The sequence below is a fragment of the Streptomyces sp. CA-210063 genome (assembly GCF_024612015.1).
Lineage (GTDB): Bacteria > Actinomycetota > Actinomycetes > Streptomycetales > Streptomycetaceae > Streptomyces.
In genome coordinates this window covers 5,740,794-5,765,735 of record NZ_CP102512.1, presented here as the reverse complement: position 1 = coordinate 5,765,735, position 24,942 = coordinate 5,740,794, and the positions used below count along the sequence as shown (strand labels likewise).

The window sequence follows — 24,942 nt, the reverse complement described above, 5'->3', positions numbered from 1 at the left end:
CGGCCTGCGTCTGCTGCCGTGGACCACCCCCGACGGCAAGCCCTGTTATCTCGACCCGGACACCGCGCACCCCGGGGCCCTCTCCCTCCTCGCCGACAGTGTGGAGGTGTCCCAACTGGGGTCGGCGGAGGAGGTGTTGGCCGGGAGCAGGGCCGTACTCGGGGACGCGGCGGCCGGTGAGAGGGCGGTGCGGTTCGCGCTCACGCGGGCGGCGGAGTCGTTGGAGGACGTGTTGCGGATCGCGGTCAGCAGGGGGCGGCGGATCGGTGCGGATGCCGAAGGTGGTGAGGACGGGGTCTAGTCGACGGCGTTGAGGTGCAGGAACCCGTCGGCGGATGTCGGCTCGGGGGCCTGGGCCAGGGCCCAGGTGGTCGTAGGGCCTTGCACGGCACCCTCGCGGCCCAGGCTGCCGGCGATGAAGGCGTACCGCTCGCCCACCAGCGGCCCCAGGATGGCGCCGGCGCCGTACCAGTTGAGATCCAGGTCGCGCATGCGCATATGGCTGAGGTTTCGCTGGAGGTGGAGGTTGTGGCCGAAGACCAGTGTCGGGCCTCGGCCGGCCTCGATGTCCCGGATGTCGAGGAGGTTCTGGACCATGAGGGCGTCCCGGGTGGCGAGCAGGCGGGATATCCGGACGCTCTCTTCGATGGGCTGCGCCAACTGCCTGTGGTAGCGCAGCAGGCCGAGGCCGGCGGTGAGGTGGGCCCTCGCCCTGAACCACTCGGCGCGTGACGTCGCCGCGATCAGTTCCGGTGCGCGGGCGTGGAACTCGGTGAGCATGTCGTCCGCGAGGGAGCGGAGCGTCTCGGCCTCCGCCGTGGCGCCGATCGACATGGCGGGGTCCAGGACCGCCTCCGTACGGCTCCACCGTTCGTCGTCGCCGGCGAGGCTTGCGATATCGACGACGGAGGCGGCGGAAACGGCGGAGAGGGCGAGGCTTCCTTCGTTGCCCAGGTAGGCGCGGGCGTGTTCGAGGTAGCGGCGCGGGCTGGGAGCGCTCATGTTCTCCATCTCGGCGTCGAAGCCGTGGAAGGAGAGGCGTTCCTCTGCCGGTCGGTCACGGTTGTACTCGCGCATCCAGGTGATCAGTTGCCTGTTGGGGGCCAGTTCGCCGCGGCCGTGGGCGATGCCTTCGCTCATCACCGTGTCGAAGTCGCCGGTTCCCTCCCGGACATGGTCGTTCAGGGCGAGCGCGGGCACGCGATCGGTTTCCAGGGCGATCGAACGGAAGCCGTGGTCGACGAGTTGGGCGAAGAGCTCGTTGCGGATGCGGGGGAAGGCCGGCTCCATGTGCGTCGGTTCGCCGAGGGCCAGCAGGTCGCACGACGGGGTCACGAAGTCTCGAATGTCCTGACTCATGAGACTCAATCGTATCCTTGAAGGTTCCGTTGAGGGTTGGGGAGCTAACGACGAGGAGATCTCGCGTAAAGTCTCAAAGCGGTGACCACCATGCGACCTTCCGACCTCGCCCGCGAGCACGGCCTCTCGACCCAGGCGGTCCGCAACTACGAACGGGACGGGTTCATCCCGGCCGCCGAGCGCACGGACAGCGGCTACCGGATCTACACCGAGGTGCACGCGGCGGCGCTCCGCGCCTTCCTCGCCCTCGTCCCGGCCTACGGCCACTCCGCCGCCGGCCGGATCATGCGCGCCCTCCACGACGACGCGCTCGACGACGCCCTGACGCTCATCGACCGTGGGCACGGCCAGTTGCGCCGCGACCGGGAAACCCTGGATGCGGTGCGCGAGGCGGTGGATCATCTGATGGCGGAGTCCGATGGCGCGGGCACTCCAGGTCGGCCGGTGGACCTCCGCAGCCGGTCAGCGGGCTCCGACACGCTGACCGTCGGCGAACTGGCCCGCCGGCTGAGCGTCACCCCGGCGACCCTGCGGAAGTGGGAAGACTCCGGCATCCTGGCGCCCGAACGCGACCCGCTCACCGCATACCGGGTCTACCGCGCGAGCGACGTCCGCGACGCCGAACTCGCCCATCTCCTCCGCCGCGGCGGTTATCCCCTGGACCGCATCTCCACCGTGGTCCAGCAGATCCGAACGGCCGGCGGCACCGACACCCTGTCCGGCGCCCTGGACGACTGGCGACGGAGACTGACCGCCCGGGGCCTCGCCATGCTCGACGCGGCGACGCACCTCGGCCACTACCTCAGCCACTGCCCCGGTGTGCCCACAGCTCAAGGGCCGGGGCCGTACCGCTAGGCGGCGAGCGCGGCCGGCTCGCCGAGCTGGGCGGCGGCTGTCCGCCAAGCCGCCGTCACCGCGCTGTGCGCGTGCCGCGTGTTCGCGGTGTGGCCACCGGTGAGGCTGAGCGGGGCGCCCACGTGGACGTGCAGGTGCGGGCGGCGCAGCGGTGCGGTGACCAGCCCCGCGAGTTGCTTGGCCGTGTTGCCCGAGGTGACCCGGCGTGCCCCGGCCTGGCCGACCGGGACGACGGGCGCGCCGGTGCGTTCGGCGAGCCGGGACAGGCCGCTGCGGAACGGTTCGGGTGCCGCTTCGGCGGGGTCCTTGCGGAGGGGGATGCCGCCTTCGGCGTAGATGAGGACCGTTCGGCCCGCTGCCAGTGCCGCCGCGGCGAGGTCCAGCGCGCGGGAGGCGCGCGGGTCCCCGCGGTGGACGGGGATGTGTCCTTCGCGGGCGAGCGCGCGGCCGAGCAACGGGGTGCGCCACAGGCCGGCGGCCGCCATGACGACCGGCTGGACGCCGAGGCGGTGCAGCGCGGCGAGAACGATGGCGGGGTCGGCGAGCGAGGTGTGGTTCGCGGCGATGATGCTGCCCGGCGCCAGGCCGGGGCCGGTCTCGGCGGTCACCGTGAGACGTCCGACGGTGGGCACCAGGACGTCGGCGAGGCGGCTCAGCATGCGGGTCTCCCGGTCTCGACGATGATGACCTTCATCGTCGGCGGGCACGCCGCGACCTGCCTGAGTGCTTGTACTCAACTTCGCGGGGGTCCGGTACCCAGACCGCACGCCGGGCTCGGTCGACATACGGGGTGTTCGGGGTGTTCGGGGCGTTCGGCGCGTACGGGGTGTGCGGGGTGTGCGGGGTGTGTGGGGTGTGCGGGGGCGCAAGCCTTGTGGATCTTGCGTGGCGGTTTCGTGACGAGCTTCTGAGGGGGGTCTGAGAAACCTCTGAGGCGGCTGTGATGTCGGTCGTGTTCGCTGCTGGTGAGCTCTTCGAGTTCTCCGTTCCCCCAGACGACAGAACCGGTGACCGCCGACGCCGGCGTACAGCAGTAGGAGCGCACACCCATGCGAACTGCACTCAAGGCACAGCTGAAGAAGAGCGCGCTCGGCGCGGCGGCCACCGCGCTGGCGGTGTCCGGTGTCCTGGCCGGCACCGGCTCCGCCCAGGCGGCCACCGGGCCGGGCGGCGCGACGAACATCCGGGGCGTGGACCCCGGCAACACCGACTCGATGATCGAGCGGCTCTGCGCCCAGAAGACGAGCCTGACCGGCGTGTACGGCGCCCTCAACGTCCGGACCGGCGAGTTCAAGACCCAGGACGAGTACCTGCGGGACATCGTCGGTCTGTGGATGCCTGCCGGTGACTGGGAGATCTTCCGCGGCTGGTGCGGTTACGCACAGTCGTCGACCTGGTCCACCAAGGGCACCCCCGTCCGCACCTCCCCCTGGATCGGCAACCGGGGGTCGAAGGACGACAAGGAGACCTTCGTCAGCAGCTACAGCACCAAGACGTTCGCCAAGAAGAGCGTCGGCGGCTCCATCAGCCTCTCCCTCGCCAAGAGCATCTTCAGCGGCGAGCTCGGTGGCAACATCAACTACGAGTGGGGCTGGGAGAAGACCTCGTCGTTCGAGCGCCGGAGCGAGAAGACGATCCCGCCGTGCCGGCAGATCGCCGTGACGTGGACGCCGTACCAGCGCGTGGTGCGCGTGAACCCGATCTTCTACGTCGAGGACTACCAGTGGAACAAGGGCAACGGCGAGAAGACCGTCCACACCTGGCGCAACCGCTCCTACCGCACGATCTACTCGTACGGCTACTACATTGACGGCACCTCCGACAAGCTCCTCCCCAACGGCCAGCCCGACGGCCGCGACGACAAGTGGGAGGAGAAGCTGGACCCGAAGAGCTGCGCCCGCTGAGGGGGGCCTAGCGGAGGGGGCTCCCGCCGGCGGGGCTGGGTGCGGAGGGGCCCGGGTCGGCGGGGCTGGAACCCGCAGGGCTGGGGCCCCCAGGGCTGGAACCCCCAGGGCTCGGGCTGGGCATCGCGGTGTCGTCGGCCGCGGTGTCGTCGGCCGCCGTGGCGTCAGCCGCCCTCGCATCCGTCGCCGTCTCGTCCGCCGCCAGGCGTTGTTGGAGGCGGAGGTGGCTGAACTCATAGTGCGCGCCCCACTGGCGCAGTACGCCACGGCGGTGGGCCTCCTTGAGGAACCGCATCAGCCGCCAGGGTGCCCGCCCGGTCAGCGCCAGCCAGATGCGGGCCGCGCCCAGCCGCCCCCACGCGCTCAGCGCGAGCGCGTTCGTGCCCACCTGCACCCATACCTCCGTGTGCATGCTGCCCAATGTCGTACCGCGTCCGCTCGCCGAGATCAGCACCAGACAGACCCCGCCCGCGAGCAGCGCGGCGATCGCGCTGCGCACGAGGGTCGCGGCACGGTCGGTACGCAGGGTGCTGCGCGGGCCGGCGGCACGGATCGTGTCGGAGGGGGTGTTCAGGGCACGGTAGACACCCGAGGCGCAGCCGCCGATCAGCCCGACGAGCAGACCGAAGCCGACGAGGGGGCGCATGGCGTCGCACACGATCGTCGCGACGGAGCGGCGTACGAGCCACACCTCGACGTCGTGCGGCAGGGCGACGACGAGATTGTGCGCGTCGACGGGCTCGCCCTTCCACTCGTCGGCCTCACGGCCCGCCCGCGGACTCGGTTCGCCGTGCCAGTCGAACACCCACCGCTGGTCCTTCTGGTAGATCCGTACGCTCCCCTTGGACACGCCGATTTCGCGGTCGTACGAGATCCGGGCGCCGTCGTACACGACGAACGGTGCGGCGAGGGCCGTACGCCGTACGAGCAGGACCTTCCTCGGCTGCGTCGAGCGGACGGAGCGGTTGCCCCCGGTCTCCTGGAGGTGCCAGCCCCCGCTCGCGACGTGGTCGGCCGAGTGGATCTCGTACGCGGCGAACGCGCCGGTGATACCGCCGACGACCGCCCCGGCGCAGGTGCCGATGAGGGTGCAGGCCAGGAGGCCGCGCAGCAGGCCCGTCCGGAAGGCGCGCAGGACGGCGGCCGGGGTGGTGTACTGACCGGCCGCCCGTTCGCCGCGCCGGGCGCCCGCGAGGAGGAGCAGGAGTCCGGCCACGAGACAGGTCAGGGCCGGGACGACCTGGGTGAAGGTGAAGTAGCCGCAGATCGCCAGGCCGGCGAAGAGGACCGCGCCGCCCAGCGCGCGCACGGCCCGTGGCCCGGCCGGGCTGTACGCCCACGGCAGGCCCAGCGGGAGGGGGCGTCGGGACAGGCCGCCGACGGCGAACATCATCGACAGGCTCAGGCCGAAGCAGCAGCCGTTGAGGAACCAGGTGGGGCGCGAGGTCAGTACGGCGCCGAGTCGTCCGCCGACGAGGGGCGGGGCGAGGACGCCCAGGGCCACCGCGACGACCGCGCCCGCGGCCGTCATCGTCAGCGCCATCCGCGCCAACTGCCGTGGCCCCTGCGGCGATCGGGCCGTGGCCGGCAGCAGTCGGGCGAGGCCGAAGCACAGGCCCACCAGAATGCCCGCGAAGTTGAGCACGGCCGACAGCGGGCTGTCCCAGTTGGCGACCACGCCACGGCCGTACACCGCCAGCGGCACCAGCAGCGTGGCCGTGGCGAGCAGGGCCAGCAGCGCCGGGCCGAGCACCCGCAGCCCGGGCGGCATCGCGGCGGGCAACTCCCACCAGGCGAGGCGCCAGACGTCGGTGGCCGTCGGTCCGTTGCTCGTGGTGGCGGGTGTGGTCGTGCCGCCCGTCGTGCCGGGTGGCGTGCCGTCCGTCGTACCGGATGCCCCGCCGCCCGTCGTGCCGGGTGGCGTGCCGTCCGTCGTACCGGATGCCCCGCCGCCCGTCGTGCCTGTGGTGCCGGTCGCGCGTCCGCTGTCGGCCGGTGTGCCCGTGCCGCTGTCGTCCGGGCGGTGGCACGGGAGTTCGCGGGCCAGGCGGCGGAGCCAGCGGTCGGCGCTCTCGGGGGACCAGGGGCTGGTGCCGTCGGCGAACGCGGCCGGGACGAAGGCGTCGAGGAGGTGCTTCTCGATGGCGTCCGGCGTGGGGAAGCGGTCGGTGTCGTTGAGTTCGGAGGGGTCGCGGGAGGTGTCGCCGTAGACCCTGCGGGCCAGGGTCACCATCAGCGGGGAGCGCAGTACGGCGGTCAGGGGCGGGGAGGCGTGGGGCAGGACGCCCGACCAGACCGTGTGCGCGTCGCCGCCCGTGTTCACGCCTCCGCTCGGGTCCCGGTCGCCGTCCGGGTCCCGCTCGCCCGTGGAGCGGGCCGTGCTCCGCAGATAGGCCTCGGCGGCCGCCCGGTCCAGGGGACGCAGCCGCACGACCTCGGCGGACGTCAGTACGTCGGCCCCGCCGCACACGGCTGCCTCCCAGACCGCGGTACGGCAGGTCAGCAGGACGGGGAGCCGGTCGTCGAGGCCGGCGTTCAGGCGCTCCAGCGCCCTCGGGTGGGCCGCCGCGGGGAGTTCGTCGAAGCCGTCGAGTACGGGCAGGATCAGGCCGGCGTCCAGCAGTTCGCGGGCGAGGGTGCGCTCGGCTCGTACGGCGGCCAGGGGCCGGTACTCCGCTGCCAGCCGCTCCGCGAGCCACTCGCGCAGGTCGGCCGCCTCGGGGTCCCAGCCGGCCAGGGAGAACAGCACGGGGACGGGGGCGCCGGCCTGTCGTCCTTCGAGGACGGCCAGGACGAAGCGGATGGCGAGGACCGTCTTCCCGGCTCCCGGCTCGCCCAGCACGACCACACGGCTCGACGGTGGCTCCCGGAACGTCTCCACGATGCGGTCGAGCGACTGGTCGCCATCGCGTGGGACGGGGAGGGAGAGGCCGCCGCGGATGTTGTGGGGGTGGTCGGCGAGCGGCGGACCGACGCGGGTCCAGTGGATGTCGAGGGGGGCGGGGTCCTGTAGTCGACGGCGGCGGAATTCCGTCGACCACTGTTCGTCCACCGCGTCGGCGAGTTCGTCCGCGGCGCGTTGGCGGCGGTCGGTGGTCGGGGTGGGGTCCGGGGCGGGGTCACGGAGGAGGTCGGCGGCGAAGGCGCAGGCGGAGATGACTGCGGAGATGGCCGAGATCCACATCGAGACGCGGTCGGACCTGCTGCCTCCCGTCGCGAGTACGGCGGTCAGGGTGATCAGGGCGGTGGCTGTGATGGCCAGGCCGATGCGGCGTTGCAGGCGTGGTTGGCGTAGGCGTGCCCACATGGTCGTCCCCCCGTGGTGGTGATCCGCTCACTGGCTCTGATGTGAACGAGTGGGGGGTCGGGGGTGCGTCGGGGGCGGGGAGGCGCGCGGAAGCATGCCGGGGGCATGTGCGGCGCGTTTTTTCGCCCTCATTGGATGAGGCCGCAAAAGACAGTTCCCCGCGCCCCCGAAGGGGCGCGGGGCTCTGACATATGCGGCTCCGCCGCGTGGGCGCGATCAGCCACGAACGAGCCGCACTCAACCGACGGCCCAAGACAGCTAGCTGACGATCGTGATCCGGTTCGCCACCGGCGGCGCGATCGGGCTCGCGGCCGAAGAGTTGGCCAGCAAGTACTGCTCAAGCGCGGCGAGGTCATCCCCGCCGACCAGGTCGTTCGTGCCCTGGCCCAGCGTGGGGAAGCCGTCGCCACCGCCCGCGAGGAAGCTGTTGGTCGCGACGCGGTACGTGGCGGCCGGGTCGATGGCGGCACCGTTGAGCTTGATGCTGTCGACGACGACACGGTCCGCGCCGGTCTTCGTGAGGTCGAGCGTGTACGTCAGACCGGACGACGGCAGCAGCACCTTCGGCGAGGCGGCGTTCGTACCGCTCACCTGCTCCTTGAGGACCGAGACGAGCTGAGCGCCCGTGAAGTCCTGCAGATTGACCGTGTTGGAGAACGGCTGGACGGTGAAGCCCTCGGCGTACGTCACCACGCCGTCGCCCTCGGTGCCCTTGGCCGCGTAGGTCAGCGGCGCACGCACACCACCGGGGTTCATCAGCGCGAGGTCGACCTCGGGGTCCAGCGCCTTGCCGTACCAGTACTGCGCGTCGGCGATGAGGTCACCCATCGGGGACTCCGTGCCGGCGTTCGGCACATCGGCGGATATGTAGCCGATCGCACGGTTGCCGATGGGGGCGGCGAGGGTGTTCCACTTGCTGATGAGGTCCGTCATGTCGGCGGCCTTCGCGACGTCACGGGTGACCACGTGGTTCGCGGACTTCACGGCCGTACGCGAGATGTCGCCGGTCAGGCGGTCGTACGTCAGCGTCGTGTCGGTGTAGAGGCGGCCGAAGGACGCGGCCGAGGTGACCATGCGCGGCTTGCCCGCCGGGTCGTTGATCGTGCAGGCGTACGCGGCGTGCGTGTGACCGGTGACGACGGCGTCGACCTTCGACGTCATGTTCTTGGCGATGTCGACGATCGGACCGGAGATGCCGTCACCGGCGCCGGGCGAGTCGCAGTCGTAGTTGTACGCCGTCGAGGCCGGGAGACCGCCCTCGTGGACCAGCGCGACGACCGACTTGACGCCCTGGCGCTCCAGCTCCTTGGCGTACTTGTTGATCGTCTCGACCTCGTCCTTGAACTTGAGGCCCTTGACGCCCTCGGCGGAGACGACACCGGGGGTGTCCTCCAGCGTCACGCCGATGAAGCCGATCTTGACGCCGTTCTTCTTCCACACCCAGTAGGGCTTGAGGAGCGGCTTGCCGGTCTTCTCCTCGATGACGTTCGCCGCGAGGTACGGGAAGTCGGCGCCCGCGAACTCCTCACCCTCGACGTAACAGCCGTCGGTCGGGTGGCAGCCGCCCTTCTGCATGCGGGCCAGTTCCTTGGCGCCCTCGTCGAACTCGTGGTTGCCGACGCTCGTCACATCGAGGTCGAGCCCGTTCAGCGCCTCGATGGTGGGCTCGTCGTGGAACAGGCCCGAGATCAGCGGCGAGGCGCCGACCATGTCACCGGCGGCCGCCGTGATCGAGTACTTGTTGCCCTCGCGGGCGGTGCGCAGATGCGTGGCGAGGTACTCGACACCACCGGCGTTGATCGTCTCGGTGTGGCCGTCCTCGTGGACGTGCGTGACCCGGCCCGAGGAACCGGCCGGCGGCTCCAGGTTGCCGTGCAGGTCGTTGAACGACAGCAGCTGTACGTCCTGGTACCGGCTCGGCTTGTGCTTGCCGGGCTGGTACGACTCCGCCTCACCGGCGCTCGCCGGGATCGCGGCGGCCAGCGCGCCGACGGTCGCGAGGCCGGCGCCGACGGCGAGGATCCGGTTGCGGCGGCTTCTGCGGCGTTGCGCATGGGGTGTGGCTGACATGTGCCCCCCTGAATTCATGAGAAGTAAGAGAAACGTGAGAACAGGCCCCGTCCGGCGGAAGCCTAGAGTCAACGCGCGTAGCGCGGCAGGGGGTTGATGGTTACGACCTGGTTGCCTTCGAGTAGGACTCGTAGCGAAAGGGGACATTCGGCGCCCCGTCAGGGGCGCGGGGAACTGCGCGAGAAACCACAACGAACCCACGGCCGCAAGACCACATGTCCCCGCCGAGCTCGTAGGCACCCCCCACCCCCTCGGGGCTAACCTCATATCCATGACCAGCGACGACACCGCCCGGCCCGCCGGAGGCCGCCGTATCGAAACCCGACTGGACCTCACCCCCAGCCAGAAAGAGGCCGTCCTCACCCTGCTGGACGACGCCGCCCAGGTCGACGGCCAACCCGCGGTGTCCGAGCAGGGCCGCCTCCAACTCCGCGGCGGCCCCCGAGAGGGCGTACGCCACCTCCTCCTCTCCGTCGGAGACGACCTGGTCGGCTACGCCCAACTGGAGGACACCGACCCCGTCGAGGCCCCCGCCGCCGAACTCGTCGTCCATCCCTCCCAGCGGGGCCACGGCCACGGCCGGGCCCTCGGGTCCGCCCTGCTCGCCGAGTCCGGCAAGCGTCTGCGCGTGTGGGCGCACGGCGGCCACTCCGCCGCCCGCCACCTCGCCCAGGTCCTCGGCCTCACCCTCTTCCGCGAACTGCGGCAGATGCGCCGCTCCCTGGCCGATTTCGACCCGCCCGAGCCGGTGCTCCCCGAGGGCGTCACCGTCCGCACCTTCGTCCCCGGCGAGGACGACGCGGCCTGGCTCGCCGCGAACGCGGACGCGTTCGCCCACCACCCCGAACAGGGCTCCCTCACCCAACGCGACCTCGACGACCGCAAGGCCGAACCCTGGTTCGACCCGGCCGGCTTCTTCCTGGCCGAGCGGCGCGGCGGCGAGGGCGAGAGCGGCGGCGCCGAACTGCTGGGCTTCCACTGGACGAAGGTCCACGCCGCCGAGCAGCTCGGCGAGGTCTACGTCGTCGGGGTCCGCCCCGGCGCCCAGGGCGGCGGCCTCGGCAAGGCCCTCACCACGATCGGCCTGCGCCACCTTGCCGCGCAGGGCCTGCCCACCGCGATGCTCTACGTCGACGCGGACAACAAGGCGGCGGTGACCGTGTACGAACGCCTGGGATTCGTGACGTACGAGACGGACCTGATGTACCGCAGCGAAACCTGAACCATCTGCGCGTACCCGGAGTTGTCCACAGGCTGGGGGCGGTGTTGTTGACACCGCCCCCTCTCTTGCACCACCCTTTCACTACTCAATTAGTGAAAGGGTGGTTGTTCGAGTGGTCGAGTACCGCATCGACCGGCGCAGCGGTGTCGCCACCTATGTGCAGATCGTCCAGCAGACCAAACAGGCCCTGCGGCTCGGCCTGTTGGAGCCCGGCGACAAGCTCCCCACGGCCCGCGAGGTCGTGGAGGCCACCGCGATCAACCCGAACACGGTGCTGAAGGCCTACCGCGAGCTGGAGCGCGAGGGCCTGGTCGAGGCCCGCCGCGGCCTCGGCACGTTCGTACGGAAGTCACTGGGCACCACGCCGGTCGACTCCCCACTGCGGGCCGAGCTGGACGCGTGGGCCGTACGGGCCCGGGAGACCGGGCTCGAGCGGGACGACGTAGAGGCGCTTTTCACGTCCGTACTGGACGAACACTTCACGAAAGACCAGCGAGACCAGAAAGATCAGGGGGACGAGGCATGACCGGGACCGCGATGGAGGCGGCCGCACTCGGCAGGAAGTTCGGGTGGCGGGACAAGGGCTGGGCACTGCGCGACTGCACGCTGCGGCTGCCGATCGGACGGGTGTGCGCGCTCGTCGGACCGAACGGCGCGGGCAAGTCGACCCTGCTGGCCCACGCGGCCGGCCTGCTCGCCCCCACCGAGGGCGGCATCAGCGTGCTGGGCACGACCCCGGCGGCGGCCCGCGAGCGCATCGCCTACGTCGCCCAGGACAAGCCCCTGTATCCGCAGCTCACCGTCGCCGAGACCCTGCGCCTGGGCCGCGAGCTCAACCCCCGGCGCTGGGACGCGGCCGTCGCGGAGCGGGTGGTGGACGAGGGCGGTCTCGACCGCGACGCCAAGATCCGCTCCCTCTCCGGCGGCCAGCGCACCCGGGTCGCCCTCGCCCTCGCCCTCGGCAAGCGGCCCGAGCTGCTGCTCCTGGACGAGCCGATGGCCGACCTCGACCCGCTCGCCCGGCACCAGCTGATGGGCACGCTGCTCGCGGACTCCGCCGAGCACGGCACCACGGTTGTCATGTCCTCGCACGTGGTGGCCGAACTGGAGGGTTCCTGCGACCACTTGTTCCTGCTGGGCGCCGGGCGCGTCCGCCTCGCGGGCCCGCTGGACGAGATCCTCGCCGCGCACACCCTGGTCTCCGGCCCGGTCGGCGATCTCGCCCCGCACACCGTCGTCGAGTCGCGTACGACGGGGCGTCAACTCACCGCGCTCATCCGCCCGCGGGGCCCGGTCGGCCCCGGCTGGCAGACCGCCGAGCCGACCCTGGAGGAACTGGTCCTCGCCCACCTGAGGGCACCTCAGGCCCCGGCGCTCACCCTCGACGACGAGGGCGACGCGGACAACGGGCATGACGCCGGCGAGACCGACGGGGCCGACGCGCGGGAGGCCGCCGTATGAGCACCACGACCGTGAAGACCGTGAAGACCGCCGAGGCCCCGGCCTCCCACTCAGTGAAAACGGCCCCCTCCATGACCCCTGCCCGAGGGCTGATCCGGGCGACGCTCCGTCTGCACCAGTCGGCCCTGTGGTTCTGGGGACTGCTGGTGGTCCTCATCGGCGGCGCGCTGCTGTGGGCCGCCGGACCGGGGGTCGACGCGGCCTGGACCGAGTACGTGAAGAGCGGCTGCGCGGAGTCCGACTACTGCCCGGTGAGCCCCGCGTACGACCGCTACGCGCTGGCCGTCACCCTGGGCTCCGTGGTCCTCGTCGTCGCCCCGGCCCTCATCGGCGCCTGGGCGGGCGGCGCCCTGATCGCCCGCGAGCTGGAGAGCGGTACGGCGGAGCTGGCCTGGACCCAGTCCGTCACCCCGGCCCGCTGGCTCGCCGCCAAGCTCGCGGTCCCGGCCGCACTGATCGTCTCGGGGACGGTCCTGCTGACCCTGCTGAACCGCCTGGTGTGGTGGCGGGAGGAGCGGCTGCGCCACGCGCTGGCGACGCGGGACTGGTTCGACTACAGCACCTTCGTGGGCAACGGCATCCTCGCCACCGCCTACGCCCTGCTCGCCCTGGCCCTCGGCGTCCTCGCGGGCCTGCTGCTCCGCCGTTCCCTGCCCGCGCTCGCCGTCGGCTTCCTGGCCACGGCCGCCGCCCTCGGCGCGCTCCGGTCGAACCGTCACCTCCTGTGGCCGGTCGAGACCCGCGTCACCAAGACCGAGCGCCCGCACTGGACGGGCGAGCTGGTCGACCGCGGCCACATCACCACCTCGGGCGAGCGCGTCTCGAACGCGGTGTGCGCTGACGTCTCCTGCGACCGGACCGACGCCGCCGGCTTCTACACCGACTTCCACCCCTCCTCCCACTTCTGGCCCCTCCAGCTCGTCGAGACCGGCATCGCCCTCGCCGTCACCGCCCTCCTCGTCCTGGCCGCCTTCCGTGTGCTGCGCCGCCGTACGGGAGGTGCCCGATGACCGCCACGAGCACGCCCGCCGTCGCCGCGGCACCCGGCCCCCGCCGCGGCCTCCGTCTGCGCGGCACGGCCTGGACCGTGTGGCGTGCGCACCGCTCGGCGCTGCTGGTGTGGTGCGCGTATGTGCTGGCCATGGCCGGATGGCTGCTCTGGCTGCGGATCGTCACGCTGCACGAGATCGACCAGGAGGCGGCCTCGTGCGGAGACAGCGACCCGTGCATCGACGTCCTGGCGGCGATGACGTACAGCTCGGACCTGAGCATGATCGGCACGCTCGTCTCCTACCTCTGCTACGGCGTGGCCGCCTGGGCCGGGGCCGCACTGACCGGCCGTGAGCTGGAGCGGGGCACGGCTCAGCTGGCCTGGACCCAGTCGGTGACCCCGACGCGGTGGCTGGCCGCCAAGCTGGCCGTGCCCGCCGTCGTGCTCGTCCTCGGCACCACCGCGCTGGTCCTGCTCTACCGCTGGGCCTGGGCGGCGGACCGGGGCATGGTGGGCGACGAGTGGTTCTACCCCGACCCGATGGTGAACCGGGGCCCGCTGCTCGTGGCGTACGCCCTGTGCGCGCTGGCCGTCGGCGCCCTCGCGGGCCTCGCCCTGAGGCGGGCGCTGCCGGCGCTCGCCGTGGCCCTCGGCTTCATGGCCTGGTTCCACGTGTTCCTCGACCAGCACACCAGACAGCTGTGGCCCACCACGACGCTCACGGACACGGCCGCGAGCAGGGTGCCGGAGAACGCCGATCAGATCGCCCTCGGTTCGATCACCGACTCGGGCGCCCGGGTCTCCGACCTGAGCTGCTTCAACGACGACGGCGCGAGCGCGGACGCCGTCCGCGCGTGCATGGCCAACCACGAGTTCACCGGCCTGTACGCCGAGGTCCACCCGCCCTCCCACTTCTGGCCCCTGCACCTCATGGCCACCGGCGTCGTCCTCGCCGTCACCGTCCTGGCCACCGCCGCCGCCTTCCGGCTGCTGCGCCGCCGCACGCGCTGACGCGAGACGCCCCGGACTGGCACGCCCTTCCCACGGGGGGAGGGGCGTGCCGGCGGCGTACGAAGGGCAAGGGGCGCACGACGGAGAAACGGCGTGCGCCGGGGCCGCGAGCGTGCCTCCACAGAACCGGCGGTCCTCCCTGCGCTATCCCGCACGTAAGGTCGCCGTAACCGGCCATTCAGACGACCTTGCGACGCTTCCGCAATGAACCCCGTCGTGCCCGAGCCCTCGCCTCCCCCACGCAACGGCCCAAGCAACGGGAAGAGCGCGGGGAGCGGCCTCCAGGAGACCGCGGTCGTCGTCCCGGACGTGACCGCGGACGTCGTCGCGCGCATCGACGCGGACATCGCCCACAACGACGCCGCCAACGCCACCTCACCCGTCCCAGCACTCCCACGGGCCTCGTCCGACGCGCCGGTGATGCTCGCGGCGCGGAAGAATGGTGCCATGAGCCAGTCCAACGCCCAGGCAGCCCAGATCCAGCACGCACAGCCGTCCGTCGGCTCCATAGCCGCCCACCGCCCGCACACGGTGGCGGCCGTGGTCTCCGACCTCGAACCCGACATGGATGCCGACCTCGACGGCTACGAGGAGGCCCCCTACGACGGCGCGCAGCTCCCGCAGGGCCGTTTCCTCGACCGGGAGCGGAGCTGGCTCGCGTTCAACGAGCGGGTCCTGGAACTCGCCGAGGACCCGGACACGCCCCTCCTCGAACGGGCCAAGTTCCTGGCGATCTTCGCCAGCAACCTGGACGAGTTCTTCATGGTCCGGGTGGCCGGTCTCAAGCGCCGTATCGCCACCGGCGTCGCCACGAAGTCCGCCTCCGGCCTCCAGCCCCGCGAGGTGCTGGAGATGATCTGGGCGCGCTCCCGCGAGCTGATGGCCCGGCACGCCGCGACCTTCCACGAGGACATCGCCCCCGCGCTGGCCGAAGAGGGCATCCACGTGGTCCGCTGGAGCGAGCTGACGGAGAAGGAGCAGGCCCGCCTCTTCACGCTCTTCCGGCACCAGATCTTCCCGGTCCTCACCCCGCTGGCCGTCGACCCGGCCCACCCCTTCCCGTACATCTCGGGTCTCTCGCTCAACCTCGCGGTCATCGTCCGCAACCCGGTCTCCGGCCACCGGCACTTCGCCCGCGTCAAGGTCCCGCCGCTGCTCTCCCGCTTCCTGGAGGCCTCCCCCAACCGGTACGTGCCGATCGAGGACGTGATCGCGGCACACCTGGAGGAGCTGTTCCCGGGCATGGAGGTCCTTGAGCACCACACCTTCCGCCTCACCCGCAACGAGGACCTGGAGGTCGAGGAGGACGACGCCGAGAACCTCCTCCAGGCCCTGGAGAAGGAACTGATGCGGCGCCGCTTCGGGCCGCCGGTGCGCCTGGAGGTCGAGGAGTCCATCGACCGGTACGTCCTCGACCTGCTGGTACGGGAGCTGAAGATCTCCGAGGCCGAGGTGTACCCGCTGCCGGGTCCCCTGGACCTCACCGGCCTGTTCGGCATCGGCGCCCTGGACCGGCCCGAGCTGAAGTACCCGAAGTTCATCGCGGGCACCCACCGCGACCTGGCCGAGGTCGAGTCCTCGTCGCCGCCCGACGTCTTCGCCGCCCTGCGCGAGCGCGACGTCCTGCTGCACCACCCGTACGACTCGTTCTCCACCTCCGTGCAGGCGTTCCTGGAGCAGGCGGCCGCCGACCCGGACGTCCTCGCCATCAAGCAGACCCTGTACCGGACCTCGGGCGACTCCCCGATCGTCGACGCGCTGATCGACGCCGCCGAGTCCGGCAAGCAGGTCCTCGTGCTGGTCGAGATCAAGGCCCGCTTCGACGAGCAGGCCAACATCAAGTGGGCCCGCAAGCTGGAGGAGGCGGGCTGCCACGTCGTCTACGGCCTGGTCGGCCTGAAGACCCACTGCAAGCTCTCCCTGGTGGTCCGCCAGGAGGGAGACATGCTCCGCCGCTACAGCCACGTGGGCACGGGCAACTACCACCCGAAGACGGCCCGCCTCTACGAGGACCTGGGCCTGCTGACGGCGGACCCGCAGGTCGGAGCCGACCTGTCCGACCTGTTCAACCGTCTCTCCGGCTACTCCCGCCGCGAGACGTACCGCCGTCTGCTCGTCGCCCCCAAGTCCCTGCGCGACGGCCTGATCGCCCGGATCAACAAGGAGGTCCAGCACCACCGTGCCGGACGTCCCGCGCATGTCCGTATCAAGGTCAACTCGTTGGTGGACGAGGCCCTCATCGACGCCTGCTACCGGGCCTCGCAGGCCGGTGTGCCGGTCGATGTGTGGGTGCGCGGCATCTGCTCCATCCGACCCGGCGTCCCCGGCCTCTCGGACAACGTCCGGGTCCGTTCCGTCCTCGGCCGCTTCCTGGAGCACTCCCGGGTCTTCGGCTTCGGCAACGGCGGTGAGCCCGAGGTGTGGTTCGGCAGCGCCGACATGATGCACCGCAATCTCGACCGCCGGATCGAGGCCCTGGTACGGGTCACCGACCCGGCCCACCGGGCGGCGCTCAACCGCCTGCTGGAGACCGGTATGTCCGACACGACCTCCTCCTGGCACCTCGGTCCCGACGGCGAGTGGACCCGGCACTCGACCGACGCGGACGGCCAGCCCCTGCGCAACGTCCAGGAGATGCTCATTGACGCCCGGAGGCGCCGGCGTGGCACAGCAACACCTTGACCCGACGGACTCCATGGCCGTGACCGCCGATGCCCTCGCCGGCTATCTGCGGGCCCAGGCGACCGAGTTCCTCCGCGCGCTGCGCTCCCACCGCGAGACCGGTGGGGGCGGTGGGGGCACCCCCGCGCGAGCGCAGCCGCGAGCGGCGGAAGCCGGAACCGAGGATTCCACCGCCGCGGCCCTCGCGCTGCGCCGCTCGGCCCGCCGCATCAGCGGCACCCTCCACACCTTCCGCCCCCTCCTGGACGCCGACTGGTCGGAATCCCTCCGCCCCGAACTGGCCTGGCTGTCGGGCACGTTGGGACGCGAACACGCGTACGCGGCCCGCCTGGACCGCCTGGTGACGGCCCTCAACCGCCTGTCGGGGGCGACGCCGTTCCCCTCCCAGGCCACCAAGTCCAGCTCGGCTACGGGCAGTTCCCAGTCGGCGCTGCCCGCCCGCTCCGCCTCTGCCTCCGCATCCGCCTCCGCCGTGGGTGGCCGTTCCACTGCCGCCGCCTCCGCTGTGGGCAGTCGTTCCGCCGGGGCGGAACGGGTGGGCACAGCGGAACCCGGCACCGCCGGCCCAGGTAACCGCCCCGCAGCAACCCCCGACCGCGGCAACCTGACCGTAGGCGCCGCGAAGGCGGGCGCCCTCTTGGACCGCCAGCTCACCCTCGCCCGCACCCGAGCCCACTCCGCCGCCCTCCAGGCCCTCGGCTCATCCCGCTTCCACGCGGTCGCGGACAGCGTCGCCGTCCTCGCCAGCGAGGTCCCCCTCACCCCCACCGCCCCCACCACGGACCTGCGCCCCCTCGCCGCCGCCGCCCACGACCGCCTCTGCGACGCGATCACCGGCCTCCCGCTCCACACCGCCGGCCACCCCTACAACGCCGAGGCCCTCATCCACGGCCTCTCCCCCGACACCGCGCCCCACCCCCAGGACGCCCCCTGGCACCAGGTCCGGCTCCTCCTCCGCCTGCACCGCTACGCCCTGGAGGTCCTCCACCCCGGCGCGGTCCCCGTCGACGTCCGCCTCCTCACCGCGGGCGAGGCCCTCAACCGCCACCGCGACGCCTCCGAGGCGGCCTCCGCGGCGGCCTCCGCGGCCCGCACCCCCCGCATCGCCCCGGCCACGGCCTACGCCCTCGGCGTCCTCCACGCCGACCAGCGCCACGAAGTGGAGGCATCCCGCTTCGCGTTCCAGCAGTCCTGGCAGAAGGAGACGGTGAGCACGCCGTGACCGAGAGCACCGACGCCATCCCGGAATGATCGCTAGTCACGGTGAAAGAACCCGCAGGTCAGAGCCATGACGAGATCGAGGTAGTGATGGACGTCACACCGTTGGTACGTGCCGCAGGCTGCGCCCTGTGGCGCCGGTCGCCCTCCGGCCAAGGCATCGAGCTGGCCTTGGTCTACCGCCCGAAGTGGTCGGACTGGTCACTGCCGAAGGGCAAGCTCAAGCGCGACGAAGAGGCCCGTGACGGGGCCCTCCGTGAAGTCCTTGAGGAAACCGGCATGGAATGCGCCCTCGGCCCGGAACTCCCCACCGTCCACTACACCGATGCTCAGGACCGCCCCAAGCAAGTGCGCTATTGGGCGGCCGAGGCAACCAACGGCATCTTCGCCCCGAACCACGAGGTGACCCGCCTCCTCTGGCTGCCCCCTGAGGCCGCGACGCGGCGCCTCACGCACGAGAGGGACCGAACGGTGGTGTCCTCACTCCTCGAAGCGCTGCACAGGACCGGGACGGACCACTAGGGAGCGTAGGTGGTTGTGATCAGGGGGAAGCTCGCGCCTTGGACCGTCCAGGCAATGACCTGAAGAGGGAGGGATCGTTGAGCCGGGCATGAAGCACACCAAGCGGATCCTTGCCGGGCTGGCCGGCGCAGTGACGGTCCTGAGCATGGCGCCGGTCTCCCCGGCCCACGCGGCTGACGGGTACGACCGATGCCCTGACGGCTACTACTGCATGTTCTCAGGTCTCGACGGCACCGGAGACATGATCGCGCTGAGGACGAACACTCCGGACCTCGCGGCACTCGGCATGAACGACCGGGCCAAATCCGATTGGAACCGGACCGCTTCGACCATCTACCTGTGGTCCGACACCAACTACACCGGCTGCACGGCTGTCACGTCCGCCGGCCCGACCGGCAAGGGCAACCTCTTCCCGACCTATCAGGACTTCTTCAGCTCGGTGCAGTTCGACGGACCGGGCGGCCCGAACTGCGGCACACCGCCCGGCGAAGCCAGCTAGTGCCGCGGAATCAAGAGCGCCCCCCGCTCGACCCAGACAAGCAGAGAGGCGCCCGCTCAGCATAGAAAAGACCCCGACCGCCGCCTCGGCACACGGCCGGTAGTCGGCGGAGAAGGGCCGGTGGCCGGCAGCCCGAAGGCGGGACGTAGCGCGTATGAGTCGCGACCGCCGAGGATGCCCCTCATGGCCACTGACGAGGAAATCGCTCCGACGCGTTCGACGCACTCAATGCCCCTGGTGTTCGGTGCGGGAGCGGTCATCGGCGTTCTGGGCGGGATGATCGGTCTGGGCGGCGCGGAGTTCCGCCTGCCTCTGCTGATCAGCCTGTTCGGGTTCGCCGCACTCTCAGCGGTCATCTTGAACAAGGCCATGAGCCTGGTCGTGGTCCTGGTCGCGCTGCCCGCCCGCCTGGCGGCGGTCCCGGCCTCCGAGGTGGCCGCACACTGGTCCGTCGCGGTCAACCTGCTGGCCGGGAGTCTGCTGGGCGCCTGGGCCGGGGCGGCCTGGGCGGTGCGCATGCGCAGCTCCACCCTCTACAAGGTGCTGGCGGCGCTCATGGTGCTCATGGCCGCTGCCCTGCTGGTCACGCACACGACCACCCTGGGAACCCTTGCGCTGCCGCTGTGGGCTCAAGTGACTTGCGGCATCGTGGCCGGCTTCGGCATCGGGGTCGTCGCGGCGATCATGGGCGTGGCCGGGGGCGAGTTGTTGATTCCGACGATCGTGCTGCTGTTCGCCGTGGACATCAAGACCGCCGGGAGCCTCTCTCTGCTGGTGTCACTGCCGACCATGCTGGTGGCCTTCACCCGCTACAGCCGTGACAACGGCTTCGCGGTGCTGCTCAGCACCAACCTCCGCTTCACCATGGTCATGGCCGCAGGATCGATGGCCGGTGCCGTGCTGGGCGGGCTACTCCTCGGTGTCTTCTCCGACCTGGTGCTCATCCCCGCGCTGGCCGTGATCCTGCTCATTTCTGCCGTCAAGCTCGCCCGCCACGGCTAAGCCTCAGTCACAGCCGTGGCCTCATACGGGTACCGAACGAGCTGGGCAATAGACAGCCCCGCCTCCCCGATCAGGCGGGAGACGGGGCTGGAAGATCTTCCGCGACTGCCGCGGATGACAGAGAAACCAGCAGGTCAGCCATCATCCCGTAGATCTCACACCCCGCTCGCCTCGTGCCCGGCCGCGTCCGTCCGGGCCAGGCTCCGGGCCCGGCGGGCCGGGCCGCGCCAGCCGCAGGTGCATCTCGCCACGCAGAAGCGGCCCTGGTCGACGGTGGTCGTACGGTGCTGCTGCGGGGGTGCCGGCTCGTCCTGGTGCGCCACACCCACAACGTTACCCAAGGCAAGTAAGCGCATTCCGCTTCGCCTCCCCTGCGACGGCCTCACGAGTGCCCCGCGTGACGACCTCCCCCACCCGTCGTTATCCGAACGAGCAGGAGGACCCGGTACGGACCCGGCCAGGGGGTTGGCAGGCGATGGTGACGCGGCGGCACAGCAGGACGGGCGCGGTGCTCGTCGCGGCGGGACTCATCGTCGGCGCATCCGGTGTCACCGGCTGCGCGGGCCGCGGCACCGCAGACGACCCCCTCGCCTCCGACCCCGTCGACCTGCTCCACCGCGCCGCCCCGGCCCTCGTCCGCGCGGGCAGCTCCAAGGCCCGTACGGAGATGGAGATGGCCACCGGCGGCACCCGCGTGACCATCCACGGCGAGGGCGTCTACGACTACGGCAAGCAGCTCGGCAGGCTCAAGGTGCTGCTGCCGCACGACCCCGCCGGCCGCAGCGAGCACCGCCCGATCACCGAACTCCTCGCCCCCGGCGCCCTGTTCATGAAGAACCGCGGCGCGGGCGTGCCCGCCGACAAATGGGTCCGCGTCGACACCGGCACCCTCTCCGACGGCAATCTGGTCACCGGCGGCGCCACGGACCCGTTCGCCGCCGCCGAGGTCCTGCGCGGGACCCGTACGGCGACGTATGTAGGGGAGACCGAGGTCGACGGCACCCGGGTCCGGCACTACCGCGGCACCGCCGACCTCACCACGGCCTCCCGCGCGGCCTCCGAGGGCAACCGGGCCCCCCTGCGCGCCGCGGCCAAGGGCTTCGCCACGGCCAGCGTCCCCTTCGACGCCTACCTCGACGACGAGGGCCGCATCCGCAAGGTCCGCCACCGCTTCAGCTTCGTCAACGGCTCCCAGCAGGGCACGGTCGCCGTCGCCTCGACAACCCTGCTGTACGACTTCGGCGTCCCCGTCTCCGTACGGCTGCCGAGGCCCGAGGACATCTACGCCGGGAAGATCGCGGAGGAGTAGTCCCCGAGGAGGACCGGAGAGGAGGAGTAGCGGAAAGTACGGAGCCGGAAATGGTCCGTTGGTGCCATGCGCCGACTGTGGGCCGCTGCCTACCCTAGGGGGTCGGTGACGGCAGAGAAGAGGTGATGCACGTGGCTCCGGCAGGCGGTACGGCGGTTCAGGACCACGTGGCCCTCGCCGAGATCGAGCTCTGCGGCGACCTCATCATCGCGGCCTCGGCCACCGACGGCGACCGCCTCAGCCCCGACCGCATCGACGAGGTCCTGCGCGTCTGGGAAGAACGCGCCCACGAGGACGAACCGCCCCGGTAGGCGGACAGGCACGCCGGGCGCCGTACGCGGTGGCCGAAAAGCGACCCACGGCAGCACGGCCCCCCAAGTCCGTCCGGTCCTCAGGTCCGCAGCAACCGCCCGATCGCCTTCGTGGCCTCCTCCACCTTCGCGTCGATCTCGGCACCGCCCTTGAGGGCCGCGTCGGCGACGCAGTGCCGCAGGTGCTCCTCCAGGAGCTGCAGCGCGAAGGACTGCAGCGCCTTGGTGGAGGCGGAGACCTGGGTGAGTATGTCGATGCAGTAGACGTCCTCGTCGACCATCCGCTGCAGCCCACGGATCTGGCCCTCGATGCGCCGCAGGCGCTTCAGGTGTTCGTCCTTCTGCTTGTGGTACCCGTGGATTCCACGGTCGTGGTCGGTCACGACACCCGGCTCCACGCCGTCCACGGCGGAGGGAACCTCAGCGCCGGCCCCTGTGGTCGTCATCGCATCCTCCAGAGATATACCCCTACCGGGTATATGGTATCGAAGTTTGGCGGGTATACGCCCTGCGGGCGGCCCCCCTGCCGGTAAATCTGCCTGATGGGCGACACTGGGGGACGGCCCATTAGCCGTGGCCGGATGATGCGCCTAGCATCAGCCTGACCGAAACCAATGCATACCGAGGACCCCACGTGCGCTTTCGTCTGACCCCCAGGGAGACGAGCTTCTACGACATGTTCGCCGCATCCGCGGACAACATCGTCACGGGCTCGAAACTCCTTATGGAACTGCTCGGGGCGGACACCGCCGGCCGGGCCGAGATCGCAGAGCGTATGCGGGCCGCTGAACACGCCGGTGACGACGCCACACACGCGATCTTCCACCAACTGAACTCCTCGTTCATCACGCCCTTCGACCGCGAGGACATCTACTCCCTCGCGTCCTCCCTCGACGACATCATGGACTTCATGGAGGAGGCCGTCGACCTGGTCGTCCTCTACAACGTCGAGGAACTGCCCAAGGGCGTGGAGCAGCAGATCGAGGTCCTCTCGCGCGCGGCCGAACTGACGGCCGAGGCGATGCCCAACCTGCGCACGATGGACAACCTCACGGAGTACTGGATCGAGGTCAACCGACTGGAGAACCAGGCGGACCAGATCCACCGCAAGCTCCTGGCGCACCTCTTCAACGGCAAGTACGACGCCATCGAAGTCCTCAAGCTCAAGCAGATCGTGGATGTGCTGGAGGAGGCGGCGGACGCCTTCGAGCACGTGGCGAACACGGTGGAGACCATCGCGGTCAAGGAGTCCTGAACCCTTCATGGACACCTTCGCTCTGGTCGTGACCATCGGGGTCGCGCTCTTCTTCACGTACACCAACGGCTTCCACGACTCGGCGAACGCGATCGCGACGTCCGTGTCGACCCGCGCGCTGACGCCCCGCGCCGCCCTCGCCATGGCCGCTGTCATGAACCTTGTCGGCGCCTTCCTCGGCAGCGGCGTCGCCAAGACGGTCAGCGAGGGCCTGATCTCCACGCCCGAGGGCTCCAAGGGGATGGGCATCCTCTTCGCCGCACTGGTCGGCGCGATCACCTGGAACCTCGTCACCTGGTACTTCGGCCTCCCGTCGTCCTCCTCCCACGCGCTGTTCGGCGGCATGGTGGGCGCGGCGCTCGCGGGCGGTACGACGGTCTACTGGTCCGGCGTCCTGGAAAAGATCGTCATCCCGATGTTCGTGTCGCCGGTGGTCGGCCTGGTCGTCGGCTATCTGGTGATGACGGCGATCATGTGGATCTTCCGCCGCGCCAACCCGCACAAGGCGAAGCGCGGTTTCCGTATCGCGCAGACCGTGTCGGCGGCGGGCATGGCCCTCGGCCACGGTCTCCAGGACGCCCAGAAGACGATGGGCATCGTCGTGATGGCCCTGGTCATCGCGGACGTCGAGGACTACGGCGACCCGATCCCGGTCTGGGTGAAGATCGTCTGCGCGGTCATGCTGTCCCTCGGTACGTACGCGGGCGGCTGGCGCATCATGCGCACCCTGGGCCGGAAGATCATCGAACTCGACCCCCCGCAGGGCTTCGCCGCCGAGACCACCGGCGCGTCGATCATGTTCATCACGGCCTTCATCTTCAAGGCGCCCATCTCCACGACCCACATCATCACCTCGGCGATCATGGGCGTCGGTGCCACCAAGCGCATCAACGCCGTCCGCTGGGGCGTCGCCAAGAACATCATCCTCGGCTGGTTCATCACGATGCCGGCCGCCGCCCTGGTCGCCGCGACGAGCTTCTGGATCGTGAACCTGGCGTTCCTGTAGGCCGGGTCGGCCCTCCGCCCCGGCCCCGAACGGCGACGGGCCCTCGGCCCCTGCCCCGAACGGCGACGGGCCCGCCCCCGGGAGCCGGGGGCGGGCCCTTATCTACCTCGCGGTGGCACCGCCATGCAGCACCGTGAGGGGTCTTGGGAGGTCGGCCTAGCCGAAGCGGCCGGAGATGTAGTCCTCCGTGGCCTGGACGGACGGGTTGGAGAAGATCCGCTCCGTGTCGTCTATCTCGATGAGCTTGCCGGGCTGCCCGACCGCGGCGAGGTTGAAGAACGCCGTACGGTCCGAGACACGCGCCGCCTGCTGCATGTTGTGCGTCACGATGACGATCGTGAAGCGCTCCTTCAGCTCACCGATGAGGTCCTCGATGGCGAGCGTCGAGATCGGGTCGAGCGCGGAGCACGGCTCGTCCATCAGCAGGACCTTCGGCTCGACCGCGATCGCGCGGGCGATGCACAGCCGCTGCTGCTGACCACCGGAGAGGCCGGAGCCCGGCTTGTTGAGGCGGTCCTTGACCTCGTTCCAGAGGTTCGCGCCCTTGAGGGACTTCTCGACGATGTCGTCCAGCTCGGACTTCTTCTTGTTGCCGACCAGCTTCAGGCCCGCCGCCACGTTGTCGTAGATCGACATCGTGGGGAACGGGTTCGGGCGCTGGAAGACCATGCCGACCTCACGCCGCACGGCCACGGGGTCGACCCCGGCGCCGTACAGGTTCTCGTCGTCGAGCATGACCTTGCCCTCGACGCGGCCGCCCGGCGTGACCTCGTGCATCCGGTTCAGGGTGCGCAGGAACGTGGACTTGCCGCAGCCGGAGGGGCCGATGAAGGCCGTCACCGTACGGGGCTCGACGGCCATCGAGATGTCCTCGATGGCCCGGAAGGAGCCGTAGTACGCGTTGAGGCCGCTGACGTCAATTCGCTTGGCCATGGAAATCACTGCTTCTTTCGCGGGG

The 24,942-nt window shown here is 70.8% G+C and carries 24 protein-coding genes; 17 read left to right on the top strand and 7 right to left on the bottom strand.

Annotation, left to right across the window (positions count from 1 at the left end; translation table 11 throughout):
- The first annotated feature begins 4 nt into the window (after nucleotides 1-4).
- Entirely contained in the window at nucleotides 5-301 is a 297-nt protein-coding gene (locus JIX56_RS47680; protein WP_306819946.1) for a hypothetical protein, read from the top strand.
- Here JIX56_RS47680 and JIX56_RS25110 read toward each other — a convergent pair.
- Complete coding sequence (locus JIX56_RS25110) at nucleotides 298-1,359, bottom strand: erythromycin esterase family protein (RefSeq protein WP_306819876.1); 1,062 nt, start codon at nucleotides 1,357-1,359, stop codon at nucleotides 298-300. The two genes, JIX56_RS47680 and JIX56_RS25110, sit on opposite strands and share 4 nt — an antisense overlap.
- Before the next feature lie 90 nt (nucleotides 1,360-1,449).
- Here JIX56_RS25110 and JIX56_RS25105 point away from each other — a divergent pair, with 90 nt between their 5' ends.
- Complete coding sequence (locus JIX56_RS25105; RefSeq protein ID WP_257543780.1) at nucleotides 1,450-2,214, top strand: TioE family transcriptional regulator; 765 nt, start codon at nucleotides 1,450-1,452, stop codon at nucleotides 2,212-2,214.
- Here the strand turns inward: JIX56_RS25105 and JIX56_RS25100 are convergent.
- On the bottom strand, nucleotides 2,211-2,873 hold the full coding sequence (locus tag JIX56_RS25100) for a lysophospholipid acyltransferase family protein (RefSeq protein ID WP_257543778.1): 663 nt from the start codon (nucleotides 2,871-2,873) through the stop codon (nucleotides 2,211-2,213). The two genes, JIX56_RS25105 and JIX56_RS25100, sit on opposite strands and share 4 nt — an antisense overlap.
- A 390-nt stretch (nucleotides 2,874-3,263) precedes the next feature.
- On the opposite strand from JIX56_RS25100, the gene JIX56_RS25095 reads away from it, so the two are divergent.
- On the top strand, nucleotides 3,264-4,118 hold the full coding sequence (locus tag JIX56_RS25095; protein WP_257543777.1) for a hypothetical protein: 855 nt from the start codon (nucleotides 3,264-3,266) through the stop codon (nucleotides 4,116-4,118).
- A gap of 7 nt (nucleotides 4,119-4,125) precedes the next feature.
- Here JIX56_RS25095 and JIX56_RS25090 read toward each other — a convergent pair whose 3' ends face one another.
- The gene (locus JIX56_RS25090) at nucleotides 4,126-7,425 is read right to left on the bottom strand and encodes an NACHT domain-containing protein (RefSeq protein WP_257543776.1); all 3,300 of its coding nucleotides are present in this window, start codon (nucleotides 7,423-7,425) and stop codon (nucleotides 4,126-4,128) included.
- Between the two features lie 258 nt (nucleotides 7,426-7,683).
- Nucleotides 7,684-9,495: a bifunctional metallophosphatase/5'-nucleotidase gene (locus JIX56_RS25085; protein ID WP_257543774.1), complete on the bottom strand. Its 1,812-nt coding sequence runs from the start codon at nucleotides 9,493-9,495 to the stop codon at nucleotides 7,684-7,686.
- A gap of 271 nt (nucleotides 9,496-9,766) precedes the next feature.
- On the opposite strand from JIX56_RS25085, the gene mshD reads away from it, so the two are divergent.
- The 10 genes from mshD (at nucleotide 9,767) to JIX56_RS25035 (ending at nucleotide 20,103) form a co-directional block, all read left to right on the top strand.
- Complete coding sequence (gene mshD, locus JIX56_RS25080; protein WP_257543772.1) at nucleotides 9,767-10,717, top strand: mycothiol synthase; 951 nt, start codon at nucleotides 9,767-9,769, stop codon at nucleotides 10,715-10,717.
- Between the two features lie 112 nt (nucleotides 10,718-10,829).
- Nucleotides 10,830-11,243, top strand: a complete 414-nt coding sequence (locus JIX56_RS25075; protein ID WP_257543770.1) for a GntR family transcriptional regulator — start codon at nucleotides 10,830-10,832, stop codon at nucleotides 11,241-11,243.
- Nucleotides 11,240-12,178 (top strand): ABC transporter ATP-binding protein, encoded by a 939-nt coding sequence (locus JIX56_RS25070; protein WP_257543768.1) that lies wholly within the window; start codon nucleotides 11,240-11,242, stop codon nucleotides 12,176-12,178. The genes JIX56_RS25075 and JIX56_RS25070 overlap by 4 nt, the downstream gene beginning before the upstream one ends.
- On the top strand, nucleotides 12,175-13,188 hold the full coding sequence (locus JIX56_RS25065) for an ABC transporter permease (RefSeq protein ID WP_257543767.1): 1,014 nt from the start codon (nucleotides 12,175-12,177) through the stop codon (nucleotides 13,186-13,188). Before JIX56_RS25070 ends, JIX56_RS25065 begins: the two co-directional genes overlap by 4 nt.
- The gene (locus JIX56_RS25060) at nucleotides 13,185-14,180 is read left to right on the top strand and encodes an ABC transporter permease (protein ID WP_257543765.1); all 996 of its coding nucleotides are present in this window, start codon (nucleotides 13,185-13,187) and stop codon (nucleotides 14,178-14,180) included. Before JIX56_RS25065 ends, JIX56_RS25060 begins: the two co-directional genes overlap by 4 nt.
- Before the next feature lie 447 nt (nucleotides 14,181-14,627).
- A complete protein-coding gene (locus JIX56_RS25055; RefSeq protein WP_257551097.1) occupies nucleotides 14,628-16,862 on the top strand; it encodes an RNA degradosome polyphosphate kinase in 2,235 nt (744 codons plus the stop codon).
- Nucleotides 16,843-18,084, top strand: coding sequence for a CHAD domain-containing protein (locus tag JIX56_RS25050; protein ID WP_257543763.1), 1,242 nt, complete (start codon nucleotides 16,843-16,845; stop codon nucleotides 18,082-18,084). Before JIX56_RS25055 ends, JIX56_RS25050 begins: the two co-directional genes overlap by 20 nt.
- A gap of 86 nt (nucleotides 18,085-18,170) precedes the next feature.
- Nucleotides 18,171-18,602, top strand: a complete 432-nt coding sequence (locus JIX56_RS25045) for an NUDIX hydrolase (RefSeq protein ID WP_257551095.1) — start codon at nucleotides 18,171-18,173, stop codon at nucleotides 18,600-18,602.
- A gap of 88 nt (nucleotides 18,603-18,690) precedes the next feature.
- Nucleotides 18,691-19,101: a peptidase inhibitor family I36 protein gene (locus tag JIX56_RS25040; protein WP_257543762.1), complete on the top strand. Its 411-nt coding sequence runs from the start codon at nucleotides 18,691-18,693 to the stop codon at nucleotides 19,099-19,101.
- A 183-nt stretch (nucleotides 19,102-19,284) separates the two neighbouring features.
- Nucleotides 19,285-20,103 carry a sulfite exporter TauE/SafE family protein gene (locus JIX56_RS25035; RefSeq protein WP_257543760.1) on the top strand — a complete coding sequence of 273 codons (819 nt, stop codon included), beginning with the start codon at nucleotides 19,285-19,287 and terminating at the stop codon, nucleotides 20,101-20,103.
- Between the two features lie 155 nt (nucleotides 20,104-20,258).
- On the opposite strand, the gene JIX56_RS25030 is transcribed toward JIX56_RS25035, so the two are convergent.
- A complete protein-coding gene (locus JIX56_RS25030) occupies nucleotides 20,259-20,426 on the bottom strand; it encodes a hypothetical protein (protein WP_257551566.1) in 168 nt (55 codons plus the stop codon).
- Nucleotides 20,427-20,578: 152 nt separating this feature from the next.
- Here JIX56_RS25030 and JIX56_RS25025 point away from each other — a divergent pair, with 152 nt between their 5' ends.
- Nucleotides 20,579-21,412 carry a hypothetical protein gene (locus JIX56_RS25025; protein ID WP_257551093.1) on the top strand — a complete coding sequence of 278 codons (834 nt, stop codon included), beginning with the start codon at nucleotides 20,579-20,581 and terminating at the stop codon, nucleotides 21,410-21,412.
- A gap of 125 nt (nucleotides 21,413-21,537) precedes the next feature.
- Nucleotides 21,538-21,723 (top strand): hypothetical protein, encoded by a 186-nt coding sequence (locus tag JIX56_RS25020; RefSeq protein ID WP_257543758.1) that lies wholly within the window; start codon nucleotides 21,538-21,540, stop codon nucleotides 21,721-21,723.
- 80 nt (nucleotides 21,724-21,803) lie between these two features.
- Here the strand turns inward: JIX56_RS25020 and JIX56_RS25015 are convergent, their stop codons facing one another.
- Entirely contained in the window at nucleotides 21,804-22,169 is a 366-nt protein-coding gene (locus JIX56_RS25015) for a metal-sensitive transcriptional regulator (protein WP_257543756.1), read from the bottom strand.
- Nucleotides 22,170-22,357: 188 nt separating this feature from the next.
- Between JIX56_RS25015 and JIX56_RS25010 the strand changes: the two genes are divergently transcribed.
- Nucleotides 22,358-22,978 carry a DUF47 domain-containing protein gene (locus JIX56_RS25010; protein ID WP_257543754.1) on the top strand — a complete coding sequence of 207 codons (621 nt, stop codon included), beginning with the start codon at nucleotides 22,358-22,360 and terminating at the stop codon, nucleotides 22,976-22,978.
- A 7-nt stretch (nucleotides 22,979-22,985) separates the two neighbouring features.
- Complete coding sequence (locus JIX56_RS25005) at nucleotides 22,986-23,984, top strand: inorganic phosphate transporter (RefSeq protein WP_257543753.1); 999 nt, start codon at nucleotides 22,986-22,988, stop codon at nucleotides 23,982-23,984.
- Nucleotides 23,985-24,140: 156 nt separating this feature from the next.
- Here JIX56_RS25005 and pstB read toward each other — a convergent pair whose 3' ends face one another.
- Nucleotides 24,141-24,917: a phosphate ABC transporter ATP-binding protein PstB gene (pstB, locus tag JIX56_RS25000; protein ID WP_257543751.1), complete on the bottom strand. Its 777-nt coding sequence runs from the start codon at nucleotides 24,915-24,917 to the stop codon at nucleotides 24,141-24,143.
- Nucleotides 24,918-24,942: the final 25 nt, after the last annotated feature.

Coding starts and splice junctions, on each gene's coding strand:
- JIX56_RS25110 (WP_306819876.1), bottom strand. CDS start 1,359: ATGAGTCAGGACATTCGAGACTTCGTGACCCCGTCGTGCGACCTGCTG.
- JIX56_RS25105 (WP_257543780.1), top strand. CDS start 1,450: ATGCGACCTTCCGACCTCGCCCGCGAGCACGGCCTCTCGACCCAGGCG.
- JIX56_RS25100 (WP_257543778.1), bottom strand. CDS start 2,873: ATGCTGAGCCGCCTCGCCGACGTCCTGGTGCCCACCGTCGGACGTCTC.
- JIX56_RS25095 (WP_257543777.1), top strand. CDS start 3,264: ATGCGAACTGCACTCAAGGCACAGCTGAAGAAGAGCGCGCTCGGCGCG.
- JIX56_RS25090 (WP_257543776.1), bottom strand. CDS start 7,425: ATGTGGGCACGCCTACGCCAACCACGCCTGCAACGCCGCATCGGCCTG.
- JIX56_RS25085 (WP_257543774.1), bottom strand. CDS start 9,495: ATGTCAGCCACACCCCATGCGCAACGCCGCAGAAGCCGCCGCAACCGG.
- mshD (WP_257543772.1), top strand. CDS start 9,767: ATGACCAGCGACGACACCGCCCGGCCCGCCGGAGGCCGCCGTATCGAA.
- JIX56_RS25070 (WP_257543768.1), top strand. CDS start 11,240: ATGACCGGGACCGCGATGGAGGCGGCCGCACTCGGCAGGAAGTTCGGG.
- JIX56_RS25065 (WP_257543767.1), top strand. CDS start 12,175: ATGAGCACCACGACCGTGAAGACCGTGAAGACCGCCGAGGCCCCGGCC.
- JIX56_RS25060 (WP_257543765.1), top strand. CDS start 13,185: ATGACCGCCACGAGCACGCCCGCCGTCGCCGCGGCACCCGGCCCCCGC.
- JIX56_RS25055 (WP_257551097.1), top strand. CDS start 14,628: ATGAGCCAGTCCAACGCCCAGGCAGCCCAGATCCAGCACGCACAGCCG.
- JIX56_RS25045 (WP_257551095.1), top strand. CDS start 18,171: ATGGACGTCACACCGTTGGTACGTGCCGCAGGCTGCGCCCTGTGGCGC.
- JIX56_RS25040 (WP_257543762.1), top strand. CDS start 18,691: ATGAAGCACACCAAGCGGATCCTTGCCGGGCTGGCCGGCGCAGTGACG.
- JIX56_RS25035 (WP_257543760.1), top strand. CDS start 19,285: ATGGCCACTGACGAGGAAATCGCTCCGACGCGTTCGACGCACTCAATG.
- JIX56_RS25025 (WP_257551093.1), top strand. CDS start 20,579: ATGGTGACGCGGCGGCACAGCAGGACGGGCGCGGTGCTCGTCGCGGCG.
- JIX56_RS25020 (WP_257543758.1), top strand. CDS start 21,538: ATGCACGTGGCTCCGGCAGGCGGTACGGCGGTTCAGGACCACGTGGCC.
- JIX56_RS25015 (WP_257543756.1), bottom strand. CDS start 22,169: ATGACGACCACAGGGGCCGGCGCTGAGGTTCCCTCCGCCGTGGACGGC.
- JIX56_RS25005 (WP_257543753.1), top strand. CDS start 22,986: ATGGACACCTTCGCTCTGGTCGTGACCATCGGGGTCGCGCTCTTCTTC.
- pstB (WP_257543751.1), bottom strand. CDS start 24,917: ATGGCCAAGCGAATTGACGTCAGCGGCCTCAACGCGTACTACGGCTCC.